The 19,627-nt window shown below is 60.6% G+C and carries 31 protein-coding genes; all 31 read left to right on the top strand.

Features of this window, described 5'->3' with window-relative positions; translation table 11 throughout:
- The coding region (gene tuf, locus RTX98_RS13570; RefSeq protein ID WP_312797219.1) for an elongation factor Tu at positions 1-957 on the top strand (957 nt) is incomplete at its 5' end.
- A gap of 63 nt (positions 958-1,020) precedes the next feature.
- Positions 1,021-1,329 (top strand): 30S ribosomal protein S10, encoded by a 309-nt coding sequence (rpsJ, locus tag RTX98_RS13565; protein ID WP_007066362.1) that lies wholly within the window; start codon positions 1,021-1,023, stop codon positions 1,327-1,329.
- Positions 1,330-1,435: 106 nt separating this feature from the next.
- Complete coding sequence (gene rplC / locus RTX98_RS13560) at positions 1,436-2,155, top strand: 50S ribosomal protein L3 (RefSeq protein WP_213983882.1); 720 nt, start codon at positions 1,436-1,438, stop codon at positions 2,153-2,155.
- Positions 2,155-2,775: a 50S ribosomal protein L4 gene (gene rplD / locus RTX98_RS13555; RefSeq protein ID WP_312797200.1), complete on the top strand. Its 621-nt coding sequence runs from the start codon at positions 2,155-2,157 to the stop codon at positions 2,773-2,775. The genes rplC and rplD overlap by 1 nt, the downstream gene beginning before the upstream one ends.
- Positions 2,772-3,065: a 50S ribosomal protein L23 gene (locus RTX98_RS13550; protein WP_189501729.1), complete on the top strand. Its 294-nt coding sequence runs from the start codon at positions 2,772-2,774 to the stop codon at positions 3,063-3,065. Before rplD ends, RTX98_RS13550 begins: the two co-directional genes overlap by 4 nt.
- 22 nt (positions 3,066-3,087) lie before the next feature.
- Positions 3,088-3,921 (top strand): 50S ribosomal protein L2, encoded by an 834-nt coding sequence (gene rplB / locus RTX98_RS13545; protein ID WP_189501731.1) that lies wholly within the window; start codon positions 3,088-3,090, stop codon positions 3,919-3,921.
- 15 nt (positions 3,922-3,936) lie between these two features.
- A complete protein-coding gene (rpsS, locus tag RTX98_RS13540) occupies positions 3,937-4,215 on the top strand; it encodes a 30S ribosomal protein S19 (RefSeq protein ID WP_189501733.1) in 279 nt (92 codons plus the stop codon).
- Between the two features lie 2 nt (positions 4,216-4,217).
- Positions 4,218-4,607, top strand: coding sequence for a 50S ribosomal protein L22 (gene rplV / locus RTX98_RS13535; protein ID WP_189501734.1), 390 nt, complete (start codon positions 4,218-4,220; stop codon positions 4,605-4,607).
- Complete coding sequence (gene rpsC, locus RTX98_RS13530) at positions 4,607-5,311, top strand: 30S ribosomal protein S3 (RefSeq protein WP_189501737.1); 705 nt, start codon at positions 4,607-4,609, stop codon at positions 5,309-5,311. Before rplV ends, rpsC begins: the two co-directional genes overlap by 1 nt.
- A gap of 34 nt (positions 5,312-5,345) precedes the next feature.
- A complete protein-coding gene (gene rplP / locus RTX98_RS13525; RefSeq protein WP_189501739.1) occupies positions 5,346-5,759 on the top strand; it encodes a 50S ribosomal protein L16 in 414 nt (137 codons plus the stop codon).
- Positions 5,760-5,774: 15 nt separating this feature from the next.
- Positions 5,775-5,975 (top strand): 50S ribosomal protein L29, encoded by a 201-nt coding sequence (rpmC, locus tag RTX98_RS13520; protein ID WP_189501741.1) that lies wholly within the window; start codon positions 5,775-5,777, stop codon positions 5,973-5,975.
- Positions 5,976-5,986: 11 nt separating this feature from the next.
- Positions 5,987-6,229 (top strand): 30S ribosomal protein S17, encoded by a 243-nt coding sequence (rpsQ, locus tag RTX98_RS13515; protein ID WP_189501743.1) that lies wholly within the window; start codon positions 5,987-5,989, stop codon positions 6,227-6,229.
- A 68-nt stretch (positions 6,230-6,297) separates the two neighbouring features.
- On the top strand, positions 6,298-6,666 hold the full coding sequence (gene rplN, locus RTX98_RS13510) for a 50S ribosomal protein L14 (RefSeq protein WP_189501745.1): 369 nt from the start codon (positions 6,298-6,300) through the stop codon (positions 6,664-6,666).
- Between the two features lie 13 nt (positions 6,667-6,679).
- Positions 6,680-6,991 carry a 50S ribosomal protein L24 gene (gene rplX, locus RTX98_RS13505; RefSeq protein ID WP_189501747.1) on the top strand — a complete coding sequence of 104 codons (312 nt, stop codon included), beginning with the start codon at positions 6,680-6,682 and terminating at the stop codon, positions 6,989-6,991.
- Positions 6,984-7,541 (top strand): 50S ribosomal protein L5, encoded by a 558-nt coding sequence (gene rplE / locus RTX98_RS13500; RefSeq protein ID WP_312797197.1) that lies wholly within the window; start codon positions 6,984-6,986, stop codon positions 7,539-7,541. Before rplX ends, rplE begins: the two co-directional genes overlap by 8 nt.
- Before the next feature lie 26 nt (positions 7,542-7,567).
- Positions 7,568-7,873: a 30S ribosomal protein S14 gene (rpsN, locus tag RTX98_RS13495; RefSeq protein ID WP_312797195.1), complete on the top strand. Its 306-nt coding sequence runs from the start codon at positions 7,568-7,570 to the stop codon at positions 7,871-7,873.
- 12 nt (positions 7,874-7,885) lie between these two features.
- Positions 7,886-8,284, top strand: coding sequence for a 30S ribosomal protein S8 (rpsH, locus tag RTX98_RS13490; protein ID WP_189501753.1), 399 nt, complete (start codon positions 7,886-7,888; stop codon positions 8,282-8,284).
- A 31-nt stretch (positions 8,285-8,315) separates the two neighbouring features.
- Positions 8,316-8,849 (top strand): 50S ribosomal protein L6, encoded by a 534-nt coding sequence (rplF, locus tag RTX98_RS13485; RefSeq protein ID WP_189501755.1) that lies wholly within the window; start codon positions 8,316-8,318, stop codon positions 8,847-8,849.
- Between the two features lie 12 nt (positions 8,850-8,861).
- Positions 8,862-9,221 (top strand): 50S ribosomal protein L18, encoded by a 360-nt coding sequence (gene rplR / locus RTX98_RS13480; protein ID WP_189501757.1) that lies wholly within the window; start codon positions 8,862-8,864, stop codon positions 9,219-9,221.
- 84 nt (positions 9,222-9,305) lie between these two features.
- A complete protein-coding gene (rpsE, locus tag RTX98_RS13475) occupies positions 9,306-9,875 on the top strand; it encodes a 30S ribosomal protein S5 (protein WP_312797192.1) in 570 nt (189 codons plus the stop codon).
- Between the two features lie 11 nt (positions 9,876-9,886).
- Entirely contained in the window at positions 9,887-10,087 is a 201-nt protein-coding gene (gene rpmD / locus RTX98_RS13470; RefSeq protein WP_189501761.1) for a 50S ribosomal protein L30, read from the top strand.
- Between the two features lie 17 nt (positions 10,088-10,104).
- Positions 10,105-10,575 (top strand): 50S ribosomal protein L15, encoded by a 471-nt coding sequence (gene rplO, locus RTX98_RS13465; protein WP_312797191.1) that lies wholly within the window; start codon positions 10,105-10,107, stop codon positions 10,573-10,575.
- Positions 10,576-10,738: 163 nt separating this feature from the next.
- Positions 10,739-12,079, top strand: a complete 1,341-nt coding sequence (gene secY, locus RTX98_RS13460) for a preprotein translocase subunit SecY (protein ID WP_312797190.1) — start codon at positions 10,739-10,741, stop codon at positions 12,077-12,079.
- Positions 12,076-12,666: an adenylate kinase gene (locus tag RTX98_RS13455; protein WP_312797189.1), complete on the top strand. Its 591-nt coding sequence runs from the start codon at positions 12,076-12,078 to the stop codon at positions 12,664-12,666. Before secY ends, RTX98_RS13455 begins: the two co-directional genes overlap by 4 nt.
- Before the next feature lie 211 nt (positions 12,667-12,877).
- Positions 12,878-13,246 (top strand): 30S ribosomal protein S13, encoded by a 369-nt coding sequence (gene rpsM, locus RTX98_RS13450; protein ID WP_213983901.1) that lies wholly within the window; start codon positions 12,878-12,880, stop codon positions 13,244-13,246.
- A 96-nt stretch (positions 13,247-13,342) separates the two neighbouring features.
- On the top strand, positions 13,343-13,732 hold the full coding sequence (gene rpsK / locus RTX98_RS13445; RefSeq protein WP_213983902.1) for a 30S ribosomal protein S11: 390 nt from the start codon (positions 13,343-13,345) through the stop codon (positions 13,730-13,732).
- A gap of 109 nt (positions 13,733-13,841) precedes the next feature.
- Positions 13,842-14,852 (top strand): DNA-directed RNA polymerase subunit alpha, encoded by a 1,011-nt coding sequence (locus RTX98_RS13440; RefSeq protein WP_189501772.1) that lies wholly within the window; start codon positions 13,842-13,844, stop codon positions 14,850-14,852.
- A gap of 61 nt (positions 14,853-14,913) precedes the next feature.
- On the top strand, positions 14,914-15,345 hold the full coding sequence (gene rplQ, locus RTX98_RS13435; RefSeq protein ID WP_189501774.1) for a 50S ribosomal protein L17: 432 nt from the start codon (positions 14,914-14,916) through the stop codon (positions 15,343-15,345).
- Between the two features lie 136 nt (positions 15,346-15,481).
- On the top strand, positions 15,482-16,984 hold the full coding sequence (locus RTX98_RS13430; RefSeq protein WP_312797183.1) for a DegQ family serine endoprotease: 1,503 nt from the start codon (positions 15,482-15,484) through the stop codon (positions 16,982-16,984).
- Positions 16,984-18,300, top strand: coding sequence for a replication-associated recombination protein A (locus tag RTX98_RS13425; RefSeq protein WP_312797182.1), 1,317 nt, complete (start codon positions 16,984-16,986; stop codon positions 18,298-18,300). Before RTX98_RS13430 ends, RTX98_RS13425 begins: the two co-directional genes overlap by 1 nt.
- 165 nt (positions 18,301-18,465) lie before the next feature.
- Positions 18,466-19,224, top strand: a complete 759-nt coding sequence (locus RTX98_RS13420; RefSeq protein WP_312797181.1) for a siderophore-interacting protein — start codon at positions 18,466-18,468, stop codon at positions 19,222-19,224.
- The last annotated feature ends 403 nt before the right edge of the window (positions 19,225-19,627 follow it).

The raw sequence follows: 19,627 nt of genomic DNA, 5'->3' as shown, positions 1-19,627 counted from the left end.
CACGTCGACTGCCCCGGCCACGCCGATTATGTGAAGAACATGATCACCGGTGCGGCTCAGATGGACGGCGCGATCCTGGTTGTGTCGGCTGCCGATGGCCCGATGCCGCAGACCCGCGAGCACATCCTGCTCGCCCGTCAGGTTGGCGTGCCTTCGATCGTGGTGTTCCTGAACAAGGTCGACCAGGTCGACGACGCCGAGCTGCTCGAGCTGGTTGAGCTGGAAGTCCGCGAGCTTCTGTCGAAGAATGAATTCCCGGGCGACGACATTCCGATCGTCAAGGGTTCGGCTCTGGCTGCTCTCGAGGACAGCAACAAGGAAATCGGCGAGAACGCCATCCGCAAGCTGATGGAAGAGGTCGACGCCTATATCCCGACGCCAGAGCGTCCGATCGACCAGCCGTTCCTGATGCCGATCGAAGACGTGTTCTCGATCTCGGGTCGCGGTACGGTTGTGACCGGTCGCGTCGAGCGCGGCATCATCAAGGTCGGTGAGACGGTTGAGATCGTCGGCATCCGCAACACCTCGTCCACGACGGTGACGGGCGTTGAAATGTTCCGCAAGCTGCTCGATCAGGGCCAGGCTGGCGACAACATCGGCGCGCTGGTTCGCGGCGTTGATCGTGAAGGCGTTGAGCGCGGCCAGGTTCTGGCCAAGCCGGGTTCGGTGAAGCCGCACAAGAAGTTCAAGGCTGAAGCCTACATCCTGACCAAGGAAGAGGGTGGCCGTCACACGCCGTTCTTCACGAACTACCGTCCGCAGTTCTACTTCCGCACCACGGACGTGACGGGCATCGTGTCCCTGGCTGAAGGCACCGAGATGGTGATGCCGGGCGACAACGTGACGGTCGACGTTGAGCTGATCGTACCGGTCGCCATGGAAGAAAAGCTGCGCTTCGCAATCCGCGAAGGCGGCCGCACCGTCGGCGCCGGCGTCGTCGTCGCTATCACCGAGTAATAGGCACGGGCTTTAGTCCCGCGGCAAATTGGCCGCGGGAGCTAAGCGCAAGGAAGTGACGCAATGAACGGACAAAATATCCGCATCCGCCTGAAAGCGTTCGACCATCGTGTACTCGACGCTTCCACGCGCGAGATCGTGTCGACGGCGAAGCGCACCGGTGCGAATGTACGTGGCCCAATCCCGCTGCCGACTCGCATCGAGAAGTTCACCGTGAACCGCTCGCCGCACATCGACAAGAAGAGCCGCGAACAGTTCGAGATGCGCACACACAAGCGTCTCCTCGACATCGTGGATCCCACCCCGCAGACGGTTGATGCGCTGATGAAGCTCGATCTCGCCGCCGGCGTGGATGTTGAGATCAAGCTTTAAGAGGCTTTCGCGACAGGTATGTGACGCCCTTAGCGGCTCCAGACCTGAGGAAGAACGAGAGGCGTGACGGCTGCGGCCGACAGCGAACTCTGAAGGAAACGAACCGATGCGTTCAGGTGTAATTGCACAGAAGTTGGGGATGACGCGCATCTACAACGATGCCGGCGAGCATGTGCCCGTGACGGTGCTCCGCATGGAGAACTGCCAGGTGGTCGCTCAGCGCACCCAGGAAAAGAACGGCTACACGGCGGTGCAGCTTGGCGTCGGCCTTGCCAAGGTGAAGAACACCTCCAAGGCTTTGCGCGGCCATTTTGCAACCGCTTCTGTTGAGCCAAAGGCCAAGGTCGCCGAGTTCCGGGTCACCCCTGAGAACCTGCTCGACATCGGTGCCGAGATCACGGTCGAACATTTCGTTGCCGGCCAGAAGGTCGACGTGACGGGAACCTCGATCGGTAAGGGCTTCCAGGGCGTTATCAAGCGTCACAACTTCGGTGGTGGCCGTGCCACCCACGGTAACTCGGTTTCGCACCGCGTTCACGGCTCCACTGGTCAGCGCCAAGATCCGGGCAAGGTGTTCAAGGGCAAGAAGATGGCCGGCCACATGGGCGACGTTCGCGTCACCACCCAGAACGTGGAAGTCGTCTCGACCGATACCGATCGTGGCCTGATCCTGATCCGCGGTGCGGTTCCGGGTTCCAAGGGTGCCTGGATAATGGTTCGCGATGCCGCCAAGGTTTCGCTGCCCGACAACGCGCCGAAGCCGGCCGCCATCCGCGCCGCAGCTCAGGCTTCCAATGAAGCTCCGGCTACTGAAGGGGCCGAATAATGGATCTGACGGTCAAAACTCTTGCCGGCGGTGAAGCCGGCCAGCTCTCGCTCAACGAGGGCATCTTCGGACTGGAGCCGCGCGAAGACATCGTTGCTCGCGTCGTTCGTTGGCAGCTTGCTAAGCGCCAGCAGGGCACGCACCAGGCCAAGGGCCGTGCTGAGATTTCCCGCACCGGTGCCAAGATGTACAAGCAGAAGGGTACGGGTCGCGCTCGTCACTCCTCGGCTCGCGCTCCGCAGTTCCGCGGCGGTGGTAAGGCTCACGGCCCGGTTTCGCGCAGCCACGAGCATGATCTGCCGAAGAAGGTTCGCGCTCTCGGCTTGAAGCACGCGCTGTCGGCCAAGGCAAAGGCATCCAACCTGATCATCGTCGATGACCTGGTTGCACAGGATGCCAAGACGAAGGCTTTGATCGCGAACTTCGCCGGTCTCGGTCTCACCAATGCGCTGGTTATCGGCGGTGCTGAGCTCGACCAGAACTTCGCCCGGGCTGCCTCGAACATCCCGAACATCGACGTTCTGCCGATCCAAGGCATCAACGTCTACGACATCATGCGCCGCGGTACGCTCGTCCTTTCGAAGTCGGCCGTGGAAGCTCTCGAGGAGCGCTTCAAATGACGGACCTGCGCCACTATGACGTGATCGTCAGCCCGGCGATCACCGAAAAGTCGACCATGGCTTCGGAGCAGAACCAGGTCGTCTTCAACGTCGCCAAGAAGGCGACCAAGCCTGAGATCAAGGCAGCGATTGAATCGCTGTTCGGCGTCAAGGTGACGGCAGTGAACACCCTGGTCCGCAAGGGCAAGGTGAAGCGCTTCCGCGGAACCATTGGCCGCCAGAGCGACGTCAAGAAGGCTGTTATCACCCTGGCCGACGGCGACACGATCGACGTTTCGACGGGTCTGTAAGTAGGCCGGAAGGACAAGAACAATGGCACTCAAGTCTTACAACCCGACGACGCCGAGCCAGCGCCAGCTGGTGATCGTCGATCGCTCGGGTCTTTACAAGGGCAAGCCTGTCAAGGCTCTGACCGAAGGTTTGACCAAGAGCGGCGGCCGCAACAACTACGGCCGCATCACCGCCCGTTTCATCGGTGGTGGTCACAAGCGCACTTACCGTCTGATCGACTTCAAGCGTCGCAAGTTCGACGTGTCGGGCACGGTGGAGCGTTTGGAATATGACCCGAACCGCACTGCCTTCATCGCGCTCGTCAAGTATGATGATGGCGAACTGGCCTACATCCTGGCTCCGCAGCGTATCGCTGCCGGCGACAAGATCATTGCCGGCGCCTCGGTTGATGTGAAGCCCGGCAATGCAATGCCGCTGCAGGCGATGCCGGTCGGCACGATCATCCACAATGTGGAGCTGAAGCCGGGCAAGGGCGGTCAGATCGCTCGCTCCGCTGGTTCCTATGCCCAGCTGGTCGGTCGCGATCAGGGCATGGCGATCCTGCGTTTGAACTCGGGCGAACAGCGCATCGTGCACGGCACGTGCATGGCAACTGTTGGCGCCGTATCCAACCCGGACCACGGCAACATCAATGACGGTAAGGCTGGTCGTACCGTTTGGCGTGGCAAGCGTCCGCATAACCGGGGCGTTGTCATGAACCCGGTTGATCACCCACACGGTGGTGGTGAAGGTCGCACGTCCGGTGGTCGCCATCCGGTGTCCCCATGGGGCAAGCCGACCAAGGGCAAGAAGACGCGGTCCAACAAGTCGACCGATAAGTTCATCATGCGCTCGCGCCACCAGCGCAAGAGCTAAGGTAGAGGTACGACAGTGACCCGTTCAGTCTGGAAAGGCCCGTTCATTGACGGCTATCTTCTCAAGAAGGCCGACAAGGTTCGTGAAGGCAGCCGCAACGAGGTGATCAAGATGTGGAGCCGCCGCTCCACCATCCTGCCGCAGTTCGTCGGCCTCACCTTTGGTGTTTACAACGGCCAGAAGCACATTCCGGTCTCCGTGTCGGAAGACATGGTTGGCCACAAGTTCGGCGAGTTCTCTCCGACCCGTACCTACTACGGTCACGGTGCGGACAAGAAGGCGAAGAGGAAATAACGATGGGCAAGGCCAAAGCTCCGCGCCGGCTTGCTGATAACGAGGCGCGCGCCGTTCTGCGCACCATCCGCATCAGCCCGCAAAAGCTGAATCTGGTTGCTGCGCTGATCCGCGGCAAGAAGGTGCAGGCTGCGCTTGCCGATCTCGAATTTTCGCAGAAGCGCATCGCCGGCACCGTCAAGAAGACGTTGGAATCGGCGATTGCCAATGCCGAGAACAACCACGATCTCGACGTCGACGCCCTGGTGGTTGCCGAGGCTTATGTCGGCAAGTCGATCGTGATGAAGCGTTTCCATACCCGTGGCCGCGGTCGTGCCAGCCGCATCGAAAAGCCGTTCGCGCACCTGACGATCGTGGTTCGCGAAAAGGAAGAGAAAGTGGAGGCCGCCTGATGGGCCAGAAAATCAACCCGATCGGTCTGCGCCTCGGCATCAACCGCACCTGGGATTCGCGTTGGTACGCGAACACCGGTGAATACGGCCAGCTGCTGCATGAAGACATCAAGATCCGCAAGTATCTGATGGCTGAGCTGAAGCAGGCCGCGATCTCCAAGGTTGTGATCGAGCGTCCGCACAAGAAGTGCCGCGTGACCATTCATGCTGCTCGTCCTGGCCTGATCATCGGCAAGAAGGGCGCGGACATCGAAAAGCTTCGCAAGAAGCTGATGGAGATGACCAAGTCGGAAACGCACCTCAACATCGTTGAAGTGCGCAAGCCGGAAACGGATGCCACGCTGGTCGCACAGTCGATCGCGCAGCAGCTTGAGCGTCGTATCGCTTTCCGTCGTGCCATGAAGCGTGCCGTTCAGTCGGCAATGCGTCTTGGCGCTGAAGGTATCCGCATCAACTGCGCGGGTCGTTTGGGCGGCGCGGAAATCGCTCGTATGGAATGGTACCGTGAGGGTCGCGTTCCCCTGCACACGCTGCGCGCCGATGTTGATTACGGCACGGCTGAAGCTCATACGGCTTACGGCATCTGCGGCGTGAAGGTCTGGGTCTTCAAGGGCGAGATCCTCGAGCATGATCCGATGGCGTCCGAGCGTCGCGCCAGCGAGGCTGAACAGCCGTCGAGCAACCGCCGTCGCGAGCACGCGTAAGCTGGTCGCTTTAGAGAATTTGGAGTAGAGAACAATGCTGCAGCCAAAGCGCACAAGGTTCCGCAAGCAGTTCAAGGGCCGCATTCATGGCCTGGCCAAGGGTGGTACCGACCTGAACTTCGGTGGCTTTGGCTTGAAGGCTTTAGAGCCGAATCGCGTCACCGCACGTGAGATCGAGGCGGCCCGCCGCGCGATCACTCGTGAGATGAAGCGTCAGGGTCGTGTCTGGATCCGCGTGTTCCCGGATCTTCCGGTGACCTCGAAGCCGACCGAAGTTCGTATGGGTAAAGGTAAGGGCGCTGTTGACTATTGGGCGTGCCGGGTTAAGCCGGGCCGCGTGATGTTCGAGATCGACGGCGTTCCGGAAGATATCGCACGTGAGGCGCTTCGCCTTGGTGCTGCCAAGCTTTCGGTTAAGACCCGCTTCATCCAGCGCATCGCAGAATAAGGAAGGGCGAGGATCATGAAGACCGCCGATGTCCGGGCGATGAGCCAGGACCAGATGAACGACACGCTGGCCGACCTGAAGAAGGAGCAGTTCAACCTGCGCTTCCAGAAGGCGACCGGTCAGATGGAAAAGACCGCGCGGGTCAAGCAGATCCGCCGCGACATCGCCCGGATCAAGACGATCGCCGCCGAGAAATCGGCTGGTCAGAAGGCATAAGGAAGAAAACCATGCCGAAGCGCGTCATGCAGGGCACTGTCGTCAGCGACAAGAACGAGAAGACCGTCGTCGTGAAGGTGGAGCGTCGCTTCACCCATCCGGTGATGAAGAAGACCGTGCGCTTGTCGAAGAAGTACAAGGCTCACGACGAAAACAACGCCCACAAGGTTGGCGATGTGGTTTTCATCCAGGAGTCGGCACCGATCTCGCGCGACAAGCGCTGGGTGGTGATTGCGGCTGAAGAAGCCAACTAAGAAACGTTTTGACAAGCCGGGGAGGGTATTTGGCCTTCCCGTGAGAGAAAAGAAGAAGGCGGCCAGTCATGATTCAGATGCAGTCGAACCTCGACGTGGCGGATAATTCCGGTGCGCGTCGCGTTATGTGCATCAAGGTGCTGGGCGGCTCGAAGCGGAAGTACGCATCTGTCGGCGACATCATTGTCGTGTCGATCAAGGAAGCGATCCCGCGTGGCCGCGTGAAGAAGGGTGACGTGATGAAGGCCGTCGTGGTTCGCACCGCGAAGGAAATTCGTCGCGCTGACGGCAGCGCAATCCGGTTCGACAAGAACGCGGCTGTGCTGATCGACAACAAGAAAGAGCCGATTGGCACGCGTATCTTCGGACCGGTTCCGCGCGAATTGCGCTCGAAGAACCACATGAAGATCATCTCGCTCGCGCCAGAAGTGCTCTGAGGAGAACGGACCAATGAACAAGATCCGCAAAGGCGACAACGTCGTCGTTCTCTCGGGCAAGGACAAGGGCCGCAGCGGCGAAGTCCTTCAGGTCATGCCCAAGGACGATAAGGCTGTTGTTCGCGGCGTGAACATCGTGCGCAAGCACCAGAAGCAGACCCAATCGCAGGAAGGCGGCATCATCTCGAAAGAGGCGCCGATCCACCTGTCCAACATTGCGCTCGCCGATCCCAAGGACGGCAAGCCGACGCGCGTCGGATTCGACATTCGTGACGGCAAGAAGGTGCGCATCGCCAAGCGCTCGGGAGACGTCATCAATGGCTGAGCAGCAGTACACGCCGCGTCTTAAGTCCGTTTATCAGGACAAGATCCGCGCGACGCTCCAGGAGCAGTTCAACTACGCCAACGAGATGCAGATCCCGCGCCTGGATAAGGTCGTGATCAACATGGGTGTTGGCGAAGCAACCGCCGACTCTAAGAAGCCTGCCGTAGCCGCTGAAGATCTGGCTATGATCGCCGGCCAGAAGGCAGTTGTGACCCGTGCGCGCACGTCGATCGCTGGCTTCAAGGTTCGCGAGAACATGCCGATCGGCGCCAAGGTCACACTTCGCAAGGAGCGCATGTATGAGTTCGTCGACCGTCTGGTCACGATTGCTCTGCCGCGCGTCCGCGATTTCCGCGGCCTGAACCCAAAGAGCTTTGATGGCCGTGGCAACTTCGCCATGGGCATCAAGGAACACATCGTGTTCCCCGAGATCAACTACGACAAGGTTGATCAGGTATGGGGAATGGACATCATCGTTTGTACGACTGCAAAGACGGATGAAGAAGCACGGGCTCTCTTGAAGGCCCTGAACTTCCCGTTTCGCCAGTAACGGCAGCGAGCAAAGGAAAATCTGAAATGGCAAAGACCAGCTCAGTCCAGAAAGACAAAAAGGTCCGCAAGACCGTGGCTCGTTTCGCTGCAAAGCGTAAGGAGCTCAAGGACGTCGTGATGGATCAGGATCGTCCGATCGAAGAGCGTTTCCGTGCGCAGCTCAAGCTTGCCGCACTGCCGCGCAATTCGTCGAAGGTTCGCATCCACAACCGCTGCGAAGTCACCGGCCGTCCGCACGCCTTCTACCGCAAGCTGCGCATGTCGCGTATCGCATTGCGTGATCTGGGTTCCGTGGGTGCGATCCCCGGCCTGGTGAAGTCGAGCTGGTAAGGAGAGACAGTTATGTCCATGACCGATCCTCTCGGCGATATGCTGACCCGCATCCGCAACGCACTCGGCCGTCGCAAGCTCACGGTTTCCACTCCGTCTTCGCGTCTGCGCCAGCGCGTTCTGGATGTTCTGAAGTCTGAAGGCTACATTCGCGATTACAGCGTTTCCGAATTCGAGAACGGCAAGGCCGAGATCGAAATCGAGCTGAAGTACCACGAAGGTGCTCCGGTAATCCGCGAGATCAGCCGCGTTTCCAAGCCTGGTCGCCGCGTCTACGTTTCGATGAAGACGATCCCGCACGTGGCCAACGGCCTCGGCATCTCGATCCTGTCGACGCCGAAGGGCGTGATGGCGGATCACGAGGCGCGCGAGCAGAACGTCGGCGGCGAAATCCTCTGCCAGATCTTCTGATCGGCGGACAAGAACAACGAGGACAAGACCAATGTCTCGTATTGGCAAGAAACCGGTTCCGGTGCCCCAGGGCGTGACCGCCGACGTGAACGGCCAGACCGTCACGGCGAAGGGACCAAAGGGCGAGCTGAAGTTCGTCGTCAACGACGAAGTGCTCGTCAAGTCGGAAGGCGGCGAGATCTCGGTCCAGCCGCGCGACGAATCGAAGGATGCTCGCTCCAAGTGGGGCATGTCGCGTACTCAGATCGTCAATATCCTGACGGGTGTGAAGGACGGGTTCGAGCGTCGTCTCGAAATCACGGGCGTTGGTTACCGCGCCACCATGCAGGGCAAGAACCTGCAGTTGGCTCTTGGCTTCAGCCACGACGTGGTTTACGAGACCCCGGCCGGAATCACCATTGCGACGCCGAAGCCGACGGAAATCGTCGTGACCGGTATCGACAAGCAGGTTGTCGGCCAGGTCGCTGCCGAGATTCGCGAGTATCGCGGCCCCGAGCCTTACAAGGGCAAGGGCGTTCGTTATGCTGGCGAGCGGATTGTCCGCAAGGAAGGCAAGAAGAAGTAAGGATCGCCGGTTATGGCTAATAAGGTTGCTCTTAAGAAGCGCGCCGCCCGCATCCGTCGCCAGATCAAGGCGGTTGCCGGTGATCGTCCGCGCCTGTCCGTTCATCGCTCGTCGAAGAACATCTACGCTCAGATCATCGACGACGCCAACGGCCACACGCTGGCTGCCGCATCGACGCTGGAAGGCGATCTCAAGGGGTCGCTGAAGACGGGCGCTGACACGGCTGCTGCTGCCGCCGTCGGCAAGCTCGTTGCAGAGCGTGCTGCCCAGGCTGGTGTAACGCGGGTCGTGTTCGACCGCGGCGCCTATATCTTCCACGGCCGCGTCAAGGCCCTGGCAGACGCTGCCCGCGAAGGCGGTCTCAGCTTCTAATCTAAGTTTTTCACCCCGGCCTACGCTTTGTCGTAGGCCGGATTTTTTGCAGCTGTGCTTCCGGAAAAAAACAAGGAACAGGATATGGCACAAGAACGTCGGGAAGGCGGCCGCGATCGTGGCCGTGACCGCGAAGAGCGTGATGACGGTTTCGTCGACAAGCTCGTACACATCAACCGCGTCGCGAAGGTCGTTAAGGGTGGTCGCCGTTTCGGCTTTGCCGCTCTCGTGGTCGTTGGCGACCAGAAGGGCCGCGTCGGCTTCGGCCACGGCAAGGCACGCGAAGTGCCGGAAGCAATCCGCAAGGCAACTGAAGCTGCCAAGCGCGATCTGATCTTCGTGCCGCTGCGTTCGGGCCGTACGCTCCATCATGACGTGGAAGGCCGCCACGGTGCTGGCCGCGTTCTCCTGCGTGCTGCCAAGGCTGGTACCGGCATCATCGCCGGCGGTCCGATGCGCGCCGTGTTCGAGACGCTTGGCATGCACGACGTTGTTGCCAAGTCGATGGGCTCGTCCAACCCGTACAACATGGTTCGCGCCACGTTTGACGCGTTGAAGAGCCAGGTTCATCCGAAGGACGTTGCTGCTGCTCGTGGCATCAAGTTCTCGACCTTGCAGGCGCGTCGCGGCTCGGCCGTGACCGTTGACGAATAAGGAGCGGGATCATGGCGACCAACGAAAGCGGTAAGACGCTTGTTGTCGAGCAGATCGGCAGCCCCATTCGCCGTCCGAAGGAACAGCGCGCAACGCTGATCGGTCTCGGACTGAACAAGATGCATCGCCGCAGCACGCTGCAGGATACGCCTTCCGTGCGTGGCATGATCGCCCGCGTTCAACACCTCGTCCGCGTTGTGGACGAGGCCTGAGCGCTAGGAGAGGTCACATGAAACTCAACGAGATCAAGGACAACGAGGGCTCGACGCATTCGCGTAAGCGTCTCGGTCGCGGTATCGGCTCCGGCACCGGCAAGACCGGTGGCCGCGGCGTAAAGGGCCAGAAGGCCCGTTCCGGCGTTGCCATCAACGGCTTCGAAGGCGGTCAGATGCCTTTGTACCGTCGTCTTCCGAAGCGGGGCTTTAACAATCTGTTTGCCAAGAGCTACAACACTGTATCGCTCGGCCGCATCCAGGCTGCTGTTGATGCCGGCAAGCTTTCGGCTGGCGAGACGGTCACCGGCGAAGCGCTCATCAAGGCTGGTGTGATTCGCCGCGCCAAGGATGGCGTCCGCGTTTTGAGCGACGGTGAGCTGACGTCGAAGCTTTCCTTCGATGTTGCCGGCGCCAGCCAGTCGGCCCGCGAAAAGATCGAAAAGGCCGGTGGCTCGCTGAAGCTCCCGGAAGCAGCCGCCGAGTAAGCGACAAGAGGTCACTGATCCGGGCATCAACTTGGATCAGGCCTTGCTTGCATCTTTTCCTGCCGAAGCCTATCTCGGGATTTCGGCAACACGCGGCGCCCGCTCTGTCGGGCGCCTTGTTGCGTAAGGAAGCGCCTTTCAGGCGCCAGCGGAGATTTTCCCAATGGCATCTGCCGCAGAGCAGCTCGCATCCAATCTGAATTTCGCTGCCTTTGCCAAGGCCGAGGATCTGAAGCGCCGGATCTGGTTTACCATCGGCGCGCTGCTTGTTTATCGCCTCGGCACCTATATCCCGATGCCCGGCATCAACCCGACAGCCTTCGCGCAGGCGTTCCAGCAGCAATCCGGCGGCGTGCTGGGCATGTTCAACATGTTTGCCGGTGGCGCTGTCGAGCGCATGGCGATCTTCGCCCTCGGCATCATGCCCTACATTTCCGCTTCCATCATCGTGCAGCTCATGACTTCGGTTATTCCGAGCCTTGAAGCTCTGAAGAAGGAAGGCGAGCAGGGCCGAAAGGTCATCAACCAGTACACCCGCTACGGCACCGTGCTTTTGGCAACCGTTCAGGCCTATGGCATCGCCGTTGGCCTCGAGGCTGTCGCGAATCTGGTGATCGAACCGGGCTGGTTCTTCCGCATTTCTACGGTGATCACGCTTCTTGGCGGCACCATGTTCCTGATGTGGCTGGGTGAGCAGATCACCGCACGCGGCATCGGCAACGGTATCTCTCTCATCATATTTGCCGGCATTGTCGCGGGTCTGCCACGCGCTTTGAGCGGTACGCTCGAACTCGGACGCACGGGGGCTCTGTCAACCGGTCTGATTCTCGCCATTCTCGTTCTGGCCGTTGTCGTAATTGCCGTGATCGTGTTCTTCGAGCGGGCGCAGCGCCGTTTGTTGATCCAGTATCCCAAGCGTCAGGTCGGCAATCGCATGTTCCAGGGCGACACGTCGCATCTGCCGCTCAAGCTGAACACCGCGGGCGTCATTCCTCCGATTTTCGCATCGTCGCTGCTGCTCCTGCCGGCAACGGCCGCGGGCTTCACGGACACCACCAAGCTGCCGTCCTGGGCGAGCAGTGTGTTGGCAGCACTCGGCCACGGTCAGCCGCTCTACATGCTGGCTTATGCCTCGCTGATCATCTTCTTCTGTTTCTTTTATACGGCGATCGTCTTCAATCCGAAGGACACGGCCGACCAGCTGAAGAAACATTCCGGCTTCATTCCAGGCTACCGTCCGGGTGAACGGACTGCCGATTATATCGACTATGTGCTGACTCGCATTACGGTCGTCGGCGCGATCTACATCATGCTGGTCTGCCTTCTGCCGGAGTTTCTGATCTCGGCGACGGGCGTGCCGTTCTATCTTGGTGGGACGTCGCTGCTGATCGTGGTGAGCGTGACGCTGGACACGGTTGCACAGATCCAGGGCCACTTGATCGCTCATCAATATGAGGGTCTGATCAAGAAGTCGAAGCTGCGTGGAGGGAAGAGGGGACGATGAGGCTGATTCTGCTTGGGCCGCCGGGGGCGGGTAAAGGCACACAAGCGCAGCGATTGGTTGAACGTCATGGCATTCCGCAGCTTTCCACAGGGGACATGCTGCGGGCCGCTGTGAAGGCAGAGACGGAAATCGGCCTGAAGGCCAAGTCCGTCATGGATGCAGGCCAGCTCGTCTCGGATGAGATCGTCAACCAGATCGTGTCCGAGCGGGTCGATCAGGCGGATTGCGCAAACGGGTTCATCCTCGACGGCTATCCGCGCACGGTTCCTCAGGCGCAGGCCCTGAACGAGATCCTGGAAGGCAAGGATCTTGCACTCGATGCTGTCATCGAGCTGAAGGTCGATGAAGCGGCCTTAATGAAGCGCATCGAAAAGCGGGTTGCCGACACAAAGGCAGCCGGCGGAACTGTTCGGGCCGACGACAATGCCGAATCGTTCGGTAAGCGTCTGGAAGAATACCGCGCCAAGACAGCGCCTCTGTCTGCCTACTACGAAAAGACCGGCCAGCTCCGAGTCATCGACGGCATGGCCCAGATGGATGCTGTGACAGCTGAGATCGAGCAGATCGTAGGGCCTGCAAGGCATTAGCGGCGCTTAACGCGCCGGACATGCCTGGAGTTGACGCGGCGCTCATAGAAGACTATAGCGGCGCGTCTCCATTTATTTAGTGGGTTGATGAGCGGTGCGGCATGGATGCCGTTCGCATCGACCCGTTTTGGAAGACCTCGCAAGGGCCGGCCTCCACCGGACGCGGGATAACAACAATGCCGGCATGTCCGGCTCACATGGAGTGACCATCATGGCACGTATTGCCGGTGTTAATATCCCAACCAACAAGCGCGTTGTTATCGCGCTTCAGTACATTCACGGCATCGGCAAGCACTTTGCCCAGGAAATCGTCGAGAAGGTCGGCATTCCTGCCGAGCGTCGCGTGAACCAGCTGACCGACGCTGAAGTTCTGCAGATCCGCGAAGCGATCGATCGTGATTATCAGGTTGAAGGTGATCTGCGTCGCGAAACCTCGATGAACATCAAGCGCTTGATGGATCTCGGTTCCTATCGCGGCCTGCGTCATCGCCGCTCGCTGCCGGTTCGCGGCCAGCGGACGCACACCAATGCCCGCACCCGCAAGGGTCCTGCCAAGGCAATCGCCGGCAAGAAGAAGTAATTGGAGAGGCGGCTGTGGGTTTGTTCCGCGGCCGCGTCTTTCAAGGTGGAGCCGCTGGCATTACGGCGGCGTAGAGATCAATAAGAAAGGACTACCATGGCTAAGGAAGCCGGCCGCGTTCGCCGTCGCGAACGCAAGAACATTTCTTCGGGCGTTGCCCACGTCAATTCGACCTTCAACAACACGATGGTGACGATCACCGACGCGCAGGGCAATGCGATTGCCTGGTCGTCGGCCGGCGCGCAGGGCTTCAAGGGCTCGCGCAAGTCCACGCCGTTCGCTGCCCAGATGGCCGCCGAAGATTGCGCAAAGAAGGCGCAGGAACACGGCATGCGCACGCTGGAAGTTGAAGTGTCCGGTCCGGGTTCGGGTCGTGAATCGGCTCTGCGCGCTTTGCAGGCTGCTGGTTTCACCATCACCTCGATCCGCGACGTGACGCCGATCCCGCACAATGGCTGCCGCCCGCGCAAGAAGCGCCGCGTCTAAGCCGTACAGATCGATCTTCGAATGCGCCGGGCCACAGCCTGGCGCTTCGTAGTTTCTCCGAACCGATGATTGCCACGATTGGATGGTGGCAACGAGGAAGGACCAATCAATGATCCAGAAGAACTGGCAAGAACTGATCAAGCCGAACAAGGTGGAGTTCTCTTCGAAGAACAAGACCCTGACGACGCTTGTTGCCGAGCCGCTTGAGCGTGGTTTCGGTTTGACGCTGGGCAATGCTCTGCGTCGCGTTCTCCTTTCGTCGCTGCGCGGCGCGGCTGTGACCGCAGTGCAGATCGACGGTGTGCTGCATGAATTCTCGTCGATCCCGGGCGTTCGCGAAGACGTCACCGACATCGTCCTGAACATCAAGGAAATCGCTATCCGCATGGAAGGCGATGGCCCCAAGCGCATGGTTGTGCGCAAGTCGGGACCGGGTACGGTGACGGCTGGCGACATCCAGACGGTTGGCGATGTCGAGATCCTGAACCCGGATCACGCGATCTGCACGCTCGACGAGGGCGCCGAGATCCGCATGGAGTTCACGGTTGATACCGGCAAGGGCTACGTTCCTGCCGATCGCAACCGCGCTGAAGACGCTCCGATCGGCCTCATCCCGGTCGACAGTCTGTACTCGCCTGTGAAGAAGGTGTCGTACAAGGTCGAGAACACGCGTCACGGCGAAGAGCTCGACAAGGACAAGCTCACCATGTCGATCGAAACCAATGGTTCGATCACCGGTGAAGACGCCGTCGCTTTCGCTGCCCGCATCCTGCAGGACCAGCTCGGCCTGTTCGTCAACTTCGACGAGCCGCAGAAGGAGCAGGTTTCCGAGCAGGTCACCGAGCTCGCTTTCAACCCGTCGCTTCTCAAGAAGGTCGACGAGCTGGAACTGTCGGTGCGTTCGGCGAACTGCCTGAAGAACGACAACATCGTTTACATCGGCGACCTTATCCAGAAGTCGGAGGCAGAAATGCTGCGCACTCCGAACTTCGGCCGCAAGTCGCTCAACGAGATCAAGGAAGTGCTCGCCGCCATGGGCCTGCATCTCGGCATGGAAGTGCCGGATTGGCCGCCGGAGAACATCGAAGATCTCGCTAAGCGTTACGAAGACCAGTATTAAGAGCAACATCAGCCCAGGGAGCGCGACGCGCTTCCGGCTTCAACCCTAAAGGAGATTAGCCATGCGTCATGGACGTGCCCATCGCCGGCTCAATCGGACCCACAGCCACCGCAAGGCGCTGTTCACCAACATGGCAGCCTCGCTGATCGAACACGAGCAGATCGTGACGACCCTGCCCAAGGCCAAGGAACTTCGCCCGATCGTGGAGAAGCTCGTGACGCTGGGCAAGCGTGGTGACCTGCATGCTCGCCGCCAGGCAATCGCTGCGATCGGCAGCGAGACGATGGCCAAGCGCCTGTTCGACACGATCGCGCCGCGTTACGCCACCCGCAACGGCGGCTACCTGCGCATCATGAAGGCTGGCTTCCGCCATGGCGACAATGCCGCAATGGCCGTGATCGAGTTCGTTGATCGCGACGTGTCCGCCAAGGGCGCTGCTGACCGTGCCCGTCACGAAGCAGAGCTGGCTGAGCAGGACAACGAAGCCGCTTGATCGGTTTTGACCTGCAGACATGAAGGAGGAGCCGCGAGGCTCCTTTTTTGTTTTCAGCACTATGTTCACGGGCGTTGATCCTGGCATCGCCGGCTTGATGGCTTACATAAGTCCTGCTGATTTCGGGGATTCGTTCATGGCTATCAAACCGCGTTCGGTGCTTGTTGTTTCCACTCTAGTCGTGGGGCTGGGCGTCAGCTCGTTGGCGATCGCGCAGGAAGAGCAGACCGGATTTCGCTCGCTCTTAGGGGATTTAATCGGCGGGGGCGAGCAGGCGGAAAAACCTGCACCTGCGCCTGAAACCGCACCGTCAGAACCGCAGCGCCGTGTGCCTTTCGGGCGCGACGAGATCCAGCTGTCTTACGCTCCCCTCGTGCAACGGACTGCGCCGGCCGTCGTCAACGTTTATGCCTCTCGTCAGGCTCGTGGCGTGCCGTCGCCCTTCGCCGGTGATCCCTTCTTCGAGCAGTTCTTCGGCCGCCAACTTCCGCCACGTGCACAATCGGCACTCGGGTCCGGTGTGATCGTCGATGCCGGCGGCCTGATCGTCACCAACAACCACGTCATCAAGGATGCCGACGAAATCAAGGTTGCGCTTGCCGACGGTCGAGAGTTCGAAAGCAAGATCTTGCTCAAAGACGAATCGCTCGATCTGGCCGTGCTGAAGATCGAGGGGTCGGAAGCCTTTCCGACGATCGCCGTCGGCAATTCCGAGGCGTTGGAAGTCGGCGATCTCGTGCTGGCGATCGGCAATCCGTTCGGCGTCGGCCAGACCACAACGAGCGGCATCGTCTCGGCCTTGGCGCGTACACACATCGGCGTCAGCGATTTCGGTTTCTTCGTCCAAACGGATGCCGCGATCAATCCGGGCAATTCCGGCGGCGCCTTGATCGACATGGGCGGCAATCTGATCGGCATCAATACCGCCATCTACAGCCGCTCAGGTGGCTCCATCGGCATCGGCTTCGCCATCCCCTCCAACATCGTGAAAGCCGTCGTCGCGTCCGCCAAGGCCGGCAACGATTATTTCGAGCGTCCATTTATCGGCGCCACCTTCGATCCGGTGACGGCCGCGGTAGCGGAAGCGCTCGGCATGCCGCGCCCGGTTGGTGCCCTCGTGTCCAATGTTTATGACGACGGCCCTGCCGCTAAGGCCGGCTTGCGACCGGGCGACGTCGTGGTGGCAATGAACGGTGCTTCGATCGACAGTCCCGATGGGCTGGGCTACCGCTTGGCCACGCTCGACATCGGCGCTCAGGCGACGGTCAACGTGCTGCGCAGCGGCAAGGAAGTCACGGTGTCTGTAACGCTCGAACGTGCGCCGGAAAGCGATGCGGGCGAGGTCGACATAAAAGGCGATAGCCCATTGTCAGGCGCAAAGATCGCCGAACTGTCGCCGCGACTGGCGCAGCGTCTGAACCTTCCGATCACCAGCACAGGCGTGATCATCCTTGATGTGGCGCAGCGTTCACCCGCCGCGCAGGTCGGTTTCCGCCGCAACGACATCGTGCGCGAACTAAATGGTGAGCCCGTCACCAAGGCCTCCGATCTTGTTGCCTTGACGGAAGAGGGCGGCAGCCGGTGGCGTATCACCATTGAACGCGACGGTCGCTTGATCCAACAAACGTTGCGCTACTGATGGCGGACCTGTTCGGCGGCAGCGACGATCCCAAGCCCACGAAGGCGGAAGCCGTGCGGCCGCTGGCAGATCGCATGCGGCCGCAAACGCTAGCTGAGGTGGTGGGGCAGGAGCACATCACCGGCGAGGATGGCGTGCTCACCCGCATGATCGCGTCTGGCACGCTCGGCTCCATGATCTTCTGGGGTCCGCCCGGAACGGGAAAGACCACGGTCGCGCGGCTGCTGGCCAATCAGACCAACTTTGCCTTCGAGCAGATTTCTGCGGTCTTCTCCGGCGTTGCCGATTTAAAGAAGGCATTCGACGCCGCGCGTCTGCGCCGAAGCAACGGGCGTCAAACGCTGCTTTTCGTTGACGAGATCCACCGCTTCAACCGGGCGCAGCAGGATTCGTTTCTGCCGGTGATGGAAGACGGCACGGTCGTGTTGATCGGCGCAACGACCGAGAACCCGTCTTTCGAACTCAACGCCGCGCTTCTGTCTCGCGCCCGGGTGCTGACCTTCAAGGCGCATACGGAAGAAAGCATCGGCAAACTGCTGGATCGCGCCGAAAGCCTCGAAGCACGCACGTTGCCCGTGGATGATGAAGCGCGTGCCATGCTGGTGCGCATGGCCGATGGGGACGGCCGCGCGTCGCTGACCCTCGCGGAAGAGGTTTGGCGCGCCGCCAAGCCAGGCGAAGTGTTTGATCCCGAAGGCTTGGTCCGCATCGTCCAGCGTCGCGCGCCGGTTTACGACAAGAGCCAGGACGGCCACTACAATCTGATCTCCGCGCTGCATAAGTCGGTGCGCGGTTCAGACCCCGATGCCGCGCTCTACTATCTCTGCCGCATGTTCGATGCCGGCGAAAACCCGCTTTATATCGGCCGCCGGCTTGTTCGAATGGCGGTCGAGGACATCGGCTTGGCGGATCCGCAGGCGCTGGTCATCACCAACGCAGCCAAGGATGCCTACGACTATCTCGGCTCGCCGGAAGGTGAGTTGGCCCTTGCTCAAGCCTGCGTTTATCTCGCGACCGCACCCAAGTCCAACGCGGTTTATACGGCGTTCAAGGCAGCGATGCGCACGGCCAAGGAAAATGGCTCCTTGATGCCCCCCAAGCTCATCCTGAACGGATCGACCAAGCTCATGAAGCAGGAAAATTATGGCGATGGCTATGCCTATGACCATGATCAGCCTGACGCCTTCTCAGGCCAGGATTATTTCCCGGATCGGCTGGGGCGCCAGACCTTCTACGAGCCAGTGGACCGGGGTTTTGAACGGGAAATTCGCAAGCGCCTGGATTACTGGGAGAAGCTGCGGAAAGCGCGGCAATGAACAGCGCGCGCTTGTTATTCGGGCGGCAGGTGGTAATGAAGGCGGACTGCTCTTGCCGATGGCATCAGCACGTAAGCGTTAACGTCACTCAACGCGCATGACCGAACTTGCTTCGGCCTGCGCGGTGCGTCCGGTGGGTCGAGCAACCCGCTAAGGACTTCTAACGTGGCCGATCTACGACCCTCCGAACCCATCACCCAGCGCATCAAGCATGAACTGCGCCGCAGAACCCTGACCGTCCAGGCGGTAGAGCGTGTCACACCGCGCATGGTCCGGATCACGCTGGGCGGGGCTGAACTCGACAACTTTCTCAGCGCCGCACCTGACGACCACATCAAGCTGTTCTTCCCTGGCGCCGCCGGCAAGCCGGAAATGCGCGATTTCACGCCACGACACTACGACGGCGCGGCGGGCACGCTGGCCATCGATTTCGTCCTTCATGAAGGAGGGCCTGCCGGCTCGTTCGCTGCCAATGCACAAGTGGGCGACACGTTAGAGATCGGCGGCCCACGCGGCTCCCTGATCGTTTCCCGTTGCGTAAAGCGCTGGCTTCTGATTGGCGACGAAACAGCCCTGCCGGCCATCGGTCGCCGCATCGAGGAACTGGGTGCCGATGCCGAGGTTCACGCCATCATAGCTGTCGCCGACGCGCAGGAAGAGCAAAGCTTTGCGAGCCGCGCCGAGGTTCATCTGACCTGGGTTCACCGCGATCCCACGGATAGCGCCAACCCTGAGCCGGTCCTTGCCGTGCTCCGCGAGAGCGAGTTCGTCAGCGAGATGTTCGTCTGGGTCGGCGCGGAAGCCAGCGTCGCCCGCGCCGTGCGCGACTACATCCTGAACGAGCGCGGCCATCCCAAGTCATGGATGCGTGCATCCGGCTACTGGCAGATGGGCCACGCCGACGCGCATGGGTCGCTCGACTGATTGATACGACGCGCTTATCCGACCTCAACCTGCGGTATGAGCGCGGCGAGCGTAACATGCGCAGGTGTTTTTGCCCCACGCGGGCCTTGCACACTCGTCGTCATCCTTGGGCGGAGCCGCAGCGTCAGCGGAGGCGTAGACCCGAGGATCCATGCCTGACCGGTCCCGTCCTCGCTATTGGTGCCGATTAGCCGATCCAAACTTGGCCGTCACGGCATGGATCCTCGGGTCAAGCCTGAGGATGACGAGCCGGAAAGCGTGCGGCTAAACCTTTGACATTGTTGATGCGGCCATCATTGTGCGCTGTATTCTATCCACGCCCCTCTCCACTCCCACTATCCTCCACCCATTGCCCTTGTCGGGAACTCTGGTGCGCACCGGGGATCAGAGGAGGGCGGCGGTG

Origin of the sequence: Tianweitania sp. (assembly GCF_032053605.1) — a bacterium.
Classification (GTDB): Bacteria; Pseudomonadota; Alphaproteobacteria; order Rhizobiales; family Rhizobiaceae; genus Tianweitania.
Note: the sequence above shows the minus strand (reverse complement) of the source record. Positions and strands in the feature narration are given on the sequence as shown.